The following is a 12,161-nucleotide window of genomic DNA, read 5'->3' on the forward strand; positions in this document are numbered from 1 at the left end:
GACCCATTAGCCGGTTGGGCAAGGCGGAAAGGTAGGACGCTGCGACCGCTTCCAGACACCTTCAGTCCCGGCGCCTTGCGCAAGCGGCGGGTCCGGGCAGACCGGTCGTTCGCCCACCTCCGTCTGAGAGGGAGATTGTCATGGACGCCAGGAAGACCGATGCGGACCAGGCTGCAATGCGCTTCAGCTTTCACCGTCAGACGATCATCGAAAACGTCATAGGTCCGCTTTCAAAGGCCACGCAGCCTGTGACCCCTCTGCATTGCAGTGGGAAGCGCAGGCTGGCGCGATCACCGGCGAGACACCCGCATGCCGCTGGGCTGCCCGGAAGGGCAGGCCAGAGGTCCGGAGACGAGCCGGGCCGCTGGCGGCGTGCCGCCCGCGAAACAGCCCCCTCGCGTCAGCGAGGGGTGATCGCCGGATCAAGGTCTGATGCCAAATTGGATCTGCTCAGGTCTGTGCAGTCAGGAGGTCCCTGTATCCGCCATCCCGGAGTTCACGTCCTCGCACGAGGGCGCGGCGCATTTCGTCTTTCATGGCCCGGCTGGGGCTCTGCCAGGCTTCGGTGGCGCGATCCTCGCCATAGATGATGGCAGCGGTTTCAAAATAAGTTAGACCGGTCTCATACGCATCGAGCGCAATGAGCGCATTGCGAAACGCAAGCGATGAGCGTGTCCAGGTGTCGTTGAAACTCGAATCGTCCTTGCCAAGAATACGCTGAGCCTTGCCGATGACTTTAAGTGTTTCGTCCATGCTCGACACATTATCGATGATCAGTTTCATGCGGACGGGTTCGACGCTGAGTAGTGACAGACCAGAACAAGCGACCTGGATGCTGTGGCCGTGCCCACGGATCATCAGGTATTCCCGGCCGACGCGATCTGTGAGGTGAGTGACTTCACACACATTGATCGTCTGATCGAAAATATCGTCGCGCTCGCTCGGATGACGCGGTACGACCTGCATGGTCAGGGCGCGAGCATAGAGGGCAGGGATCCAGAAGACGTCGGCCTCATAGCCATTCGCGTCTATGTCGGGAAAGAAAACCAAGCCGAATTTCTCAGCGTCGATCTGGTCGCATAGCGGCCGGAGCAGCCGGATGCCATGACAGGCTGGCTTTTCAGATATCTGTGAGTCGCCAGCCCGCAGGGCGGCTTGCCTGAATTCGCTATTTCGCCGAAGAAATTCCCAAGCCCAGCGACTTCTGGAGAGTCGGCAAGTATAGGCGTAGTCATCCAGATCAATACGGACCGAGGGTGTGTCGGCGGGACTCATCAGGTGCCTCCTTCACAAGCGGGTGCTGCAAAAGAGGTGCCAAAATTCTACTTCAGGCTAAAAGAAGCGCGTTTTCGACGGGTCCGAGAAGCGTTGCATAACCGCCGTCCCGCAGGTCCCGGCCGCGGGCAAGGGCACGTCTCATCTCGTCTTTCATCGCTCGGCTTGGGCTGTCCCAGGCTTCGCGGGCCCGTTCTTCGCCATATATGAACCCCGCCGTCTCAAAATATGAGAGTTTGGCATCATGACAATCGAGTGCGACCAGTGCATTGCGAAGGGCCAAGGAATGGCGAGTCCATTCCGGGATATCCGCCTCTGCTTGCGGGTCATAGACACGCTGGGCGCGCTGGAGCGTTTTCAGCTTGGCCTGGAATTCGTCGAGACTGTCGATGATGAAGCTGAGCTTGACAGGTTCGCGGGCCAGAAGTGACATGCCCGTGCAGAATACCTGAATGACGCAGCCATTTCCCTTGAGAAGAAATTGTTCGCGGCCGGCGAGGTCGGTGAAGTGCGTTATCCTGCAGATGCCAACAGTGCGATCATAGAATTCACAGGATTCATTAGGACCACTCGGAGAAACTTGCATGTGAACCCGCCTCGGATAGAGACCTCCCGACCAGAACGCGTCGGCTTCAAGGCCGCTTTCCTCTGGATCCGGGAAGAAGGCGAGCCCCCATCGCTCAGCAAGCGCCTGAGAGGCTCTAGGGCGCACGAGGGTGATCTGATGGCAGGCGGGAGCGAAACTAAGCTCACTCGCGGAAGGAAGCGACGAGTCCTCAAGAAACCGGCGGTTTCGGCGCAGGAACTCCCAGGCCCATCTGCTGTCTGACAACAACCATGTGTAGTCATAAGCACTTATATGATCTGCCAGCCGGGACATTTGTCCTCGTTTCCCAAGAGAGATTCAACTCAACAGGGAAAGCAAATTCAATGCCGGAATAGAAAGTTGATCGAGTAAATATTTGTTACGGTAACGCTTGGGAACCCATCATGCGAGGCCCAGTGACGCTGCGCGCGCACCATTTTGAGAATTTTACGCACTTGTTTCATTCCGGGTTTGGGGCATCATCCTGACTGATGCTTATCAGCATGCGCATCGCGCAGAATATCGATTCCACCATATACCGCAATCGCCGCGACTCCCAATCCGACAAGCAGATCTGGCCAGTTGGACCCAGTCCACAGTACGATTACGCCCGCGAGAATGATCCCCCCATTCGAGATGAAGTCATTGAAACTAAATGTTGTAGCGGCTCGCAGGTTTACATCCTTCTTTTCTATTTTTTTCAAAAGCCAGAGACAGATCAGATTTACAACACCTGCAATCGCGGCCATTGCCAGCATGATGAGACCGAGGGGTTCAGATCCTTCAAAGTATCGACGGATTGCGTCGCCGGCGACGCCGACGGCAAATACAAGAAGCATTCCACCTGACAGTCGAGCGGCGTTGCGTTTCCAGATCTGCGAACGTGTAAGTGCAAGCAGGCTCAAGCCATACACAATCGCGTCCGAGGAATTATCCAGCCCGTTCGCCAGGAGGGCATTGGAGTCGCCGAACCAGCCTGTGACAAAAAAGCCAATGGCTATGAGTATGTTTAGCCATAGTACGATTTGAAGAGTTCGGCGCTCGTCTGACGTCTCGATTTTCAAGTCTTCGCTACCCATCCTATGATTTTACCAACCGTTGTCTGTGAGGGGAGATGCACCGTAAGAATTTTATCGAAGCGTCTCCGTTAGAAAGCTTGGTATTGCGAGCGTATTGAGGATAGCTGGAGTAGCGGTAGGGCCCTGAGGTGGCAAGTGTGCCCTTGGCTCTTGGTGTCTCGTCGAAACCGAACCGGAAATCTGCGCGCCAAACCACCATATTCGCGATGATGAGAGGGGCAAACCCGAGGCCGAATATCGCCCAGCAGGGTACGGGAGCGGTTCCCCTACCTGAAGCCCCAATCGACAGCGCCGCTCCGAAACTCGTGATCGTACCCATCCAGATGATTGGTGCCACAAAACGCGAATAACGCTGCGGGAGCCAAATTCTCTGCGCGGGGAAGGCTGCAGACCAAATAGGAATCACAGCAACTGCGCCACCTGTGGCAATGCCGAGTATCTGGATTGTCGTATCGCCACTCATGTTGCCTCCTGCGCTTGTGTTTTCAGCCGTCAGGGTTATTTCCTGCAGTCTACAGTAACTAGAGGGGCAAGGGGCGCTATCATGGCCTTGATGACGATCGGAAAACTGTCAGGGGCGACGGCCGTAAAAGTCACGACAATCCGCTATTATGAATCCATTGGCCTGCTCGACGAGCCGCAACGCAGCGCAAGCGGACAGCGGTTGTACGCAGGGGACTCTGTAGAGCGTCTCCGTTTTATACGTCATGCAAGGGATCTGGGGTTTCCCGTCTCAGCGGTAAGGGAACTGATTTCGCTGCAGGTAGAGCCAGGCAGGGAGTGCGTCCTGGTTGACCAGATTGCACGTCGCCAGCTTGACGAGGTTCGCCGCAGGCTGACCCAATTGGAGGCGCTCGAGGCCGAGCTCAAGCGCATGATCCGCGCTTGCGAAGGCGGCAAGATCGGATCCTGCTCTGTACTCGCTGCCCTTGGCCAGCACGAGAATTGCTTGCACGAACAGCATGATGGCGCCGAGGTGCTTGCAGGGCTTCCGTCAAGAGGCGCTTGACCCTCCAGTGACTGGAGGTGCTAAAAAGAGAGTGAGCCTGTTTACCCGATCGTAAAAGAAAGTAGCTAGCCCAGCAATCATGTTTTCGTTCCAAGTCATAACGTGTTTACGAAGGTTGCTCGTCATGGTGATGGCGATAGCTTTTGTTATTGCGCCGATGACGGCTGCGGCGGATATCATGCATCCGGGCAATCAGGCCGCAGAGGAATGTTCTACGAGTGAGCTGGCCCAAGATGCCCCTGATAAGGAGCCATCGCATGAAGGTCATGACCATACCGCGCATCAGTGCGGAAGCTGTCATTTCCATCTGATAGGCGGCGGCGATCTAAGCGGCGCTCCGAAGTCTGTCGTGCAGACAAAACATTTGTTGCCTGGCGGTTCTTTTCTCGAGAACCTCCGCCCAGACGGTCTTTACCGTCCTCCTCGCGCCTAGACCAACGACACAGGAATATTTTGCGTGGCTACGGCCTCGCTGTCGTTGAATCTGGACGAGGAAACCAGCAAAAATGAAAATTCTTATATGCAGCGCGATCACCGCGCTCGCCCTGCCGGTCATGGCCGGTACGGCCTATGCGCAAGGGTGTAGTTCTGTCTATGTCGGCGCGACTGACTATGATCAATCCCGACCACTGACGCTCGACGCGGCTATTGCTCGCGCCGCCAATGCTTCGCCTGAAGTTCTGACGGCGGCTCTCGAGGCGAAAGCTTCATCGGCCGACGCCGATCAGGCGAGCCGTTGGCTTAATCCATCTCTGTCTGTCGAAACCGAGAACTTTGCCGGCAGCGGATCGCTTGAAGGCTTCAATGCCTACGAGACGACCCTGGTAGTGGCGCAGACCTTACAGCTTGGCGATAAACGAAGACTTTCCGAGCGGGCCGCCAGAGCTGAAGCCGCATTGGCGAGTGCCGAATGTTCTGTACGAAGCCTGGAAGCTCAGAAACTCGCAGGGGAACTCTATCTGGAACTTCGTGCCGCTTACGACATGGCCGAGGTCGCTCAGGCCTCAGCCGATCTCGCATCCGAGTTCTCTGGCGTCGTCCAGCGCCGCGTGGACGCTGGAGCGTCGGCTCCGCCTGAGTTGCTGCGCGCGCGGGCTGAAGCAGCAGCGCTTCAGGCGGTTGCGGATGGTGCGCGGGGCCAGGTCGAAGCCAAAGGGCTAGCGCTTGCGTCCGTTTGGGGTAGTCCAGAGATCGACTTTGTCTTGTCTGGCACTGCGGAAATCGTAACAGATCCGGCGGGTGGGTCGGCTCAACCAGATTCTGGCGTTCATCCGTCACTTGCGGCGGCTAAGGCCGGAGCGACGGCTCGTAGCGCGGCGACGGACCGGGCCCGCGCCGGCGCATGGCCTGATATAACCGTATCGGCTGGTGTCCGAAGATTTGAGGACACGGGCGATAGCGCGTTTCTGGCGGGTGTCAGTGTTCCTTTGCCGGTCTTTGACCGCAATCAGGACGCAACGCGGGCGGCGGGATTACGTACCCAGAGTGCCGAGCTATCAGCACAGACTGTTGAGGCAAGGTTGCGGGCCGAGCAAGCGAGCCTCGCCGCGCAGGTGCGGGCTGCGAAGTCTCGCTTGCAGCGTCTCGAGGGCGAAGCGCTGCCGCTCGCAGAAGAAGCCTATACAGCTGCGGCAGAGGGCTACCGGGTTGGCAAGTTCGACCTCACAGCCACGCTCGATGCGCGGCGCAGTCTGATTGAAACCCGCGCCGCCGTAATCGATGCCCGGCTGGCGCTCCAGACATACACGCTGCGGTTGCGTGCGCTGATTGGCGCCGCGCCGTTCGAAGGAGAGATCCAATGAAACTGAATTTATTCTATGCGGCGCTGCTTTCGCCAGCGCTTTTGTATCTTAGTGCTTGCGGCAGTGACGCCTCCGATTCGTCTGGTGCAAACCGGACGCCCCCACAAGCCGAAGATGGCCATGACGACCACGAAGACGGTAGTGATGAGGAGCATGAAAGCCATGATGAGGCCGATGGCGACGATCATGAGGGACATGAAGAAGGAGGCGGTCATACCGAACACGAAGGTGAAGGCGGCGATCATGTCGAGCTGACCGCCGAGGAGGCGGAAGCTGCCGGTATCCGGACCGGGCGAGCCCAAACCGGAGCGGTTTCGGGCCAGCTGGAACTGCCGGCCGAGATCCGTTTCGATGCGGACCGTGTCGCAAGGGTCTCGCCACAGGTCGAGGGCACCGTTGCTCAGCTCTATGCAGGCGAAGGCGATATCGTGAAAGCCGGCGCCACGCTTGCCCGGCTGACCAGTCGTGAACTCGCCGGCCTAAAGGCCGATTATCTGAATGCCCTAAGCGCCGAGCGCCTCGCGCAAGCCGAGCTTGAGCGTGAGGAAAACCTCTGGGAGCAGAAAATCACCGCCGAGGCCGATCTGCAATCGGCGCGTGCGGCATTCGCCGCAGCCAATGCCGGCCGGGAAGCTGCTGAAAACAGGCTTCATGCGATCGGCATTGGTCATGGCACACTGGACAAGCTTAATGAAGCTGCGGATGGGTCACTTGCACAAGCCTATGTGACGGCTCCCCTTGCCGGAGAGGTGATTCAGCGGAGCGTTTCTCTTGGAGAAACCGTATCGGCTGGCGGCGCGCCCATCTTTGTCATCATCGATGATAGCGTCGTCTGGGCCGACATCGCCGTCTACAAGGAAGATCTCGGCAAGGTCAGCGAAGGCCAGACCGTGACATTCCAGCAGGAGGGTGGCCGCGTCCTGGCCGAGGGGACAATTTCAAATGTCCTGCCTGTCATCAATGAGGCATCCCGCACTGCGACCGCGCGGGTCATTGTCGACAATGCCGAACACAGGCTGAAGCCCGGTCAGTTCGTAACGGCGCGGATCGACACGGGAGAGGGGCGCCCCGTCGTGCGCGTTCCCTCCGATGCGATCGTCAGCGTCGAGGACAGGATTTCGGTCTTCGTCCCGACCGATGACGGGTTCGAACCGCGCGAGGTCCGCACAGGGGACAGCGCGAGGGGCTATACCGAGATCATTTCCGGGCTCGAGGCCGACGAAGCATTCGTTGCCGAAGGCGCCTTCACCCTGAAAGCGCAGCTTGAAAAAGACGCTTTCGGCGACGGCCACGCACACTAGGAGACCCGCAAAATGATCAATTTGATGCACCGCCTTGCGGGTGGCCGGCTGCTTGCCGCCATTGCCGCACTCGCCCTGTCGATCGGGGGGCTGTTTGCCTTTCGCAGCCTGCCTGTCGACGCTTTTCCCGATCCCTCACCTTCTCTGGTCCAAGTCTTCACCGAAACTGAAGGCCTGTCGCCCGAAGAGGTCGAACGCTATGTCACCTATCCGATCGAGACGGCCATGTCCGGCCTGCCCAAGGTCGACGAGATCCGCTCGACATCCAATTTTGGCCTGTCTGTCATCAATATCTATTTCGAGGACGGCACGGACGTCTATTTTGCCCGCCAGGTCGTCGGCGAGCGCCTCGGCGAGGCCGCCGACGCCATTCCCGACGGTTTCGGCACACCCAAGATGGGGCCGATTTCGACCGGCCTTGGTATCATCATGTACTACCGGCTCGTCGATGAGACCGGCGAGCGGTCGCTGGTTGAGCTGCGCGAGATTGCCGACTGGATGATCAAGTATCCGCTTCAGTCGGTTGAAGGGGTGACGGAGGTTCTGTCACTAGGGGGGTTCGAGAAGCAGTACCAGGTCCGCCTCGATCCCGATCAGCTGACATCCTATGACCTCAGCGTCGGCGAGGTGATTGCCGCCCTGGAGAGCGCCAATCGGACGGCCGGCGCGCAATTCATCGAAATTGGCGCCGAACAGTACACAGTGCGCGGGGTCGGGCTCGCTCGCTCCCTCGATGATCTGCGTGAAACGCCGGTCAAGACCGTGGATGGACGAACCGTCCGCGTCAGCGACCTCGGTGAAGTCGCGATAGGTGGCGGCGTCCGGCAGGGGCTCGCAACTGCCAATGGCGAAGGGGAGACCGTCGCCGGTCTCGTCCTGAAACTTTATGGCACAAACACGTCTGAGGTGATCGAGAACGCGCAAGCGCGCTTCGACGAGATCAACCTGTCGCTTCCCGACGGTGTCAAAGCCGTTCCGTATTATGATCAGGGCGCGCTGGTGAATAAGGCAGCCGCGACCGTGACGACCGCCCTCTGGCAGGGCGCGCTCCTGGTCGCGGTCATCGTCTTCCTGTTCCTCGGCGGCTGGCGTCCAAGCCTCGTGGTTGTCATGGCCATACCCTTCTCGGTCGGCTTTGCCTTCATCGCGATGAAATTCCTCGGCATCGGGGCCAATCTGATGACGCTGGGCGGGGTGGCGATCGCCATCGGGATGATGGTCGACGGCGCCATCGTCATCGCCGAGAACGTGGATCGCGGCTTGCGCGAACGACGCGAGGGTGAAGATAGCCGCACGACGGTCGCGCGAGCGAGCGCCGAAGTGATCGCGCCGCTGATTGCTGCCGTCCTCGTGGTGATCATTGTCTTCCTGCCGCTCTTTTCGCTACAGGGCACTGAAGGCAAGACGTTTCGGCCGCTCGCCGCTTCTGCCGCGCTCGCCATGACAGGGTCGCTGATCTATGCCGCGCTCATCGCTCCGGCGATGGCGCTCGGCCTCATGCGTCCGCCCAAGAGCAATAGCCAGGAGAGCGACAGCCGGCTTGTTTCGCTGATCAAGCCGCTTGCGGCCTTCTTCGTCCGGCGACGTCTCGCGGCGGTCGGGCTAGCAGGCGTCCTGCTTCTGGTTGGGGGCCTCTCAGCGACACGCCTTGGCTCGGAGTTCACGCCTGCGCTGGAGGAAGGCGATGTCCTGTTGCGTGTGACGATGGCGCCGTCCATCTCGCTAACCGAAGCAAAGGAAACGTCGACCCGCATCGAGGCAAGACTGCTTGAAGCCTTCCCCGAGATCAGTTCCATTGTCAGCCGGATCGGTCGTGGGGAAGTCGGCGCGCATGCCGACCCGGTCAACAGTATCGAGGCCTTCGTGGCGCTCAAACCCCGAAGCGAATGGCGCACTGGCATCAGCCCGGATGAACTCCGGGCGTCGATCTCCGAGAATCTCGGCGGCTTTCCAGGCGTCAGGGTCAATGTTGGCCAGCCAATCGCCATGTCGGTTGATGAGCTCCTGACCGGCACAAAGGCGCAACTGGCGGTCAAGATCTTCGGTCCGGATACGGCGGTCCTGCTCGAAGGCTCGCAGGACTTGCAGTCCATTCTTCAGGAGGTTCCAGGGGCGACCGACGTCCAGGCCGATCAGATCACCGGCGCGCCGCAGCTTGTGGTCTCGCTCAACCGTCCTGCGCTCGGCCGGTATGGACTGAGCGTGGAGGAGGCGCTCGATGCCTTGCGTTCCGGCGTCGGCGGGGCAGAGGCTGGTGCCGTTTTCGAGGGGGTACGTCAGTTCCCTGTCATCGTGCGCTATGCCGAAGAGGACCGCAACACGCCCGCGGCCATCGGACGGATTATTCTGGAATCGTCCAGCGGCGCACGGGTTCCACTCGAAAGCGTGGCAAACATCAGGGAGATTGTCGGTCCACGTCAGATCACGCGCGAGAATGGTGAGCGATTCATCACCGTTCAGCTCAATGTGAGAGGACGCGATATTGGCAGCTATGTCGCTGATGCGCAGCAATCGGTCGCCAGCCAGCTCGACCTGCCGGCTGGTTATCGCGTCGAATGGGGCGGACAGTTCGAACTCCAGCAGGAAGCGAATGCGCGGTTCGCGGTCGTGATCCCGATCACGCTCGGTATCGTATTCCTGATCCTGCTATTGACGTTCGGGCGCATGAAATCGGCCATCCTGATCCTGCTCAACATTCCGCTGGCGCTGACCGGCGGGGCGATGGCGCTCTGGATTGCAGGCCTGCCGATCTCGGTGCCTGCGACGGTCGGCTTTATTGCCCTGTTCGGTATCGCGCTCGGCAATGGCATGGTGCTGGTCAGTTTCATGGATGATTTTGCCAGGGAGGGCCGTGGTCGCGATGAACTTGCCGTCGAGGCGGCAGGCTTGCGGGCACGTCCTGTGCTGATGACCGCCCTTACGACGGCGCTCGGCCTTGCGCCGCTGCTCTTCGCAAGTGGTGTCGGTGCTGAAGTGCAGCGGCCACTGGCCACGGTGGTCATGGGCGGGCTGGTCTCCTCGACCGTGCTAACTTTGCTGGTGCTACCCGCCCTTCACCGCTGGTTCGCACCAAAGCCCGACGCGCACCATTCCTTGTTGGAGGCCGAGCATGTTCATCCATCGTGAACTTCGCTTCGCGGTCATGTCCGTTTCTCTCGCAGCCCTGGCCGGCTGCGAGAGTCTCGACAACGTGATGGGGGCCCTTTCAAGTGAGCAGGCGGCCAAGGTGCAGGAGGAATGCGGCCTGATACCACCAAAGAGCCGTGTAAAAAACGCGGTACACGCGCGGCGACGCGCGTATCTCGATTGCAAGCGCAAGGTGCTGGAAGAGGAGGCCGATCCTGAGCCACGCACATGATCATGACGATCTTGATCCCGCGAGCGATGATCGTCGGGTCTCCATTGCCATCTGGTCAATAAGAGTGTCATACGAATCACTGATCCGCCCGCCGTTGGTGGCTGGATGATCGTTATTCTTGGCGGTGTTGCGCTGGTCATTGCAGAGCTTACAGCCCTCCTGATCTATTCGGTGCAGAATGGGAGCGTGAATATCCGGGCGCTCCTCCTTCACAATCTGTCCGACGCACTCGCATCTGTAGCCGTGGTTGCGGGCGACGCGCTCATCCTCATCTATGACTGAAAACTGTTCGATCCGTTCGTGACGATTGGTATCGCGGTAACATTCTCTGCCTGTCGTTCCGCGAAATCGGCGGGCGATCCACATGTTGTGGCTAGGTAGTCCGCCGGACATTGACAACGGTGCCGTCATTGAGGCGATGCGGAGCGGTGATGGTGTCGTGGATGTCCATCAATTGCATCTCCGGCAGATGCAGGAGCCCCTTTTGTCAGCTATCTTCGAACAGTTTGTCGGTGAGTGCGCAATCGGGTGTTTCAGCGCCGGTGCAACCAGCCATGATCTCGCCGAGCCGTCGATCCATCTGCTTCAGATCGGCGATGCGTTTACGGATATCGCCCCGATGTGCTTCTGCCAGCGCCCTGACCTCCGCGCAGCTCGGCCTGCCATCATTGATGCCAAGTAGCGAGCGTACATCTTCCACGGAGAAGCCGAGGCTGCGGGCTCGCAATATGAAACGCAGTCGTACCTGATCTTCATTCGAATACAGCCGGTGGCCACTTGCCGTGCGGGCTGGTTCGGGCAGCAATTCGATCTTTTCATAATAGCGGATCGTTTCAAGATTGCAGCCGAGCCGCCCGGCCAGTTCAGCCCGTTTGAGTGCTGCTCGCGGCGATGTGATGGCCATGATGAAATACCCACTTGTGTCTGTACCAACTACAGAGCGTAACGTGATCATGATCAATAAAGCAATGGGAACAGCTGGTCATGGCAGGTACGGAAAACAGCCCAGCAAATGAGCGTCGCTCAAGGTGGCTTGTTGCCGGTGGCACGCTGGGGGCATTCCTTGCATCATCCTGCTGCATCGTGCCGCTTGTGCTGATCAGTCTCGGTGTTTCCGGAGCGTGGATTGGCCAGTTGACGGCGCTGGAACCCTACAAGCCCCTTTTTCTTCTGGTCGCGATCGGATTTCTCGCGGCTGGGTTCTGGGATGTCTATTTTCGAAAAACCAGTGTCTGCGAGGATGGTAGCTATTGCGCCCGTTTGCAGTCGTCAGTCGTCAAGCAGGTCGCCCTGTGGAGCGGCGCGCTTGTCGTGCTGGCGGCCTTGACCATCGATGTATGGGCACCGTTATTTTACTAGCCAGGGAGACAAGTATGAAACGCACATGGATGATCGCCGGACTGGCAGGTCTGGCACTCGCGGGGGGGCTCGCAGTCGCCGGCGCGCAGAATGCTCCGGATGCCTCGGTGGAGGTCGAACAGGCGACAGCCCGTTTTACGATCGGAAACATGACCTGCGCGACATGTCCGATTGCTGTCAGGAAAGCGATGATGCGTGTCGAGGGCGTTAAATCTGTCGATATCGATTATGCGGCCAGGACCGCAGAGGTGGTTTACGATACGGCGGCGACAACGCCTGAGCTGATCGCTGCGGCTTCAACCGATGTAGGATACCCGGCAAGCGTTACGGACGGTTGAACACGCAGCATCTGGAATATCCTGATGAGGCACCTGCCAGTCGATGTTCGCATA

Annotated in this window: 11 protein-coding genes and 1 pseudogene; 8 read left to right on the forward strand and 4 right to left on the reverse strand. The window is 59.2% G+C overall.

Features of this window, described 5'->3' with window-relative positions:
* Window positions 1-450: 450 nt before the first annotated feature.
* From WNY37_RS09380 to WNY37_RS09390, 3 genes are all read right to left on the reverse strand, one after another.
* Window positions 451-1,275 carry a DUF2285 domain-containing protein gene (locus tag WNY37_RS09380; RefSeq protein WP_013301508.1) on the reverse strand — a complete coding sequence of 275 codons (825 nt, stop codon included), beginning with the start codon at window positions 1,273-1,275 and terminating at the stop codon, window positions 451-453.
* 52 nt (window positions 1,276-1,327) lie between these two features.
* Window positions 1,328-2,155, reverse strand: a complete 828-nt coding sequence (locus WNY37_RS09385; RefSeq protein ID WP_081811446.1) for a DUF2285 domain-containing protein — start codon at window positions 2,153-2,155, stop codon at window positions 1,328-1,330.
* A gap of 185 nt (window positions 2,156-2,340) precedes the next feature.
* Window positions 2,341-2,940 (reverse strand): cation transporter, encoded by a 600-nt coding sequence (locus tag WNY37_RS09390; protein ID WP_013301506.1) that lies wholly within the window; start codon window positions 2,938-2,940, stop codon window positions 2,341-2,343.
* 544 nt (window positions 2,941-3,484) lie between these two features.
* Here WNY37_RS09390 and WNY37_RS09395 point away from each other — a divergent pair.
* From WNY37_RS09395 to WNY37_RS09420, 6 genes and pseudogenes are all read left to right on the forward strand, one after another.
* Entirely contained in the window at window positions 3,485-3,949 is a 465-nt protein-coding gene (locus WNY37_RS09395; protein WP_081811447.1) for a helix-turn-helix domain-containing protein, read from the forward strand.
* Window positions 3,950-4,455: 506 nt separating this feature from the next.
* Window positions 4,456-5,751 carry a TolC family protein gene (locus tag WNY37_RS09400; protein ID WP_034798621.1) on the forward strand — a complete coding sequence of 432 codons (1,296 nt, stop codon included), beginning with the start codon at window positions 4,456-4,458 and terminating at the stop codon, window positions 5,749-5,751.
* Window positions 5,748-7,052 carry an efflux RND transporter periplasmic adaptor subunit gene (locus WNY37_RS09405; protein ID WP_034798625.1) on the forward strand — a complete coding sequence of 435 codons (1,305 nt, stop codon included), beginning with the start codon at window positions 5,748-5,750 and terminating at the stop codon, window positions 7,050-7,052. Before WNY37_RS09400 ends, WNY37_RS09405 begins: the two co-directional genes overlap by 4 nt.
* A gap of 12 nt (window positions 7,053-7,064) precedes the next feature.
* Window positions 7,065-10,178 (forward strand): CusA/CzcA family heavy metal efflux RND transporter, encoded by a 3,114-nt coding sequence (locus tag WNY37_RS09410; RefSeq protein ID WP_034798630.1) that lies wholly within the window; start codon window positions 7,065-7,067, stop codon window positions 10,176-10,178.
* Window positions 10,162-10,410 carry a hypothetical protein gene (locus WNY37_RS09415; protein WP_034798633.1) on the forward strand — a complete coding sequence of 83 codons (249 nt, stop codon included), beginning with the start codon at window positions 10,162-10,164 and terminating at the stop codon, window positions 10,408-10,410. The genes WNY37_RS09410 and WNY37_RS09415 overlap by 17 nt, the downstream gene beginning before the upstream one ends.
* A 48-nt stretch (window positions 10,411-10,458) precedes the next feature.
* A pseudogene (locus tag WNY37_RS09420) lies at window positions 10,459-10,888 on the forward strand (cation transporter); the annotation flags it as partial.
* Between the two features lie 9 nt (window positions 10,889-10,897).
* Here WNY37_RS09420 and WNY37_RS09425 read toward each other — a convergent pair.
* A complete protein-coding gene (locus WNY37_RS09425; RefSeq protein ID WP_034798637.1) occupies window positions 10,898-11,314 on the reverse strand; it encodes a helix-turn-helix domain-containing protein in 417 nt (138 codons plus the stop codon).
* 80 nt (window positions 11,315-11,394) lie between these two features.
* On the opposite strand from WNY37_RS09425, the gene WNY37_RS09430 reads away from it, so the two are divergent.
* Together WNY37_RS09430 and WNY37_RS09435 are read left to right on the forward strand one after the other, a co-directional pair.
* Complete coding sequence (locus WNY37_RS09430) at window positions 11,395-11,769, forward strand: mercuric transporter MerT family protein (protein WP_034798640.1); 375 nt, start codon at window positions 11,395-11,397, stop codon at window positions 11,767-11,769.
* 14 nt (window positions 11,770-11,783) lie between these two features.
* The gene (locus WNY37_RS09435; protein ID WP_034798642.1) at window positions 11,784-12,107 is read left to right on the forward strand and encodes a heavy metal-associated domain-containing protein; all 324 of its coding nucleotides are present in this window, start codon (window positions 11,784-11,786) and stop codon (window positions 12,105-12,107) included.
* Window positions 12,108-12,161: the final 54 nt, after the last annotated feature.

It is taken from the genome of Henriciella sp. AS95, assembly GCF_038900055.1.
Taxonomy (GTDB): Bacteria; Pseudomonadota; Alphaproteobacteria; order Caulobacterales; family Hyphomonadaceae; genus Henriciella.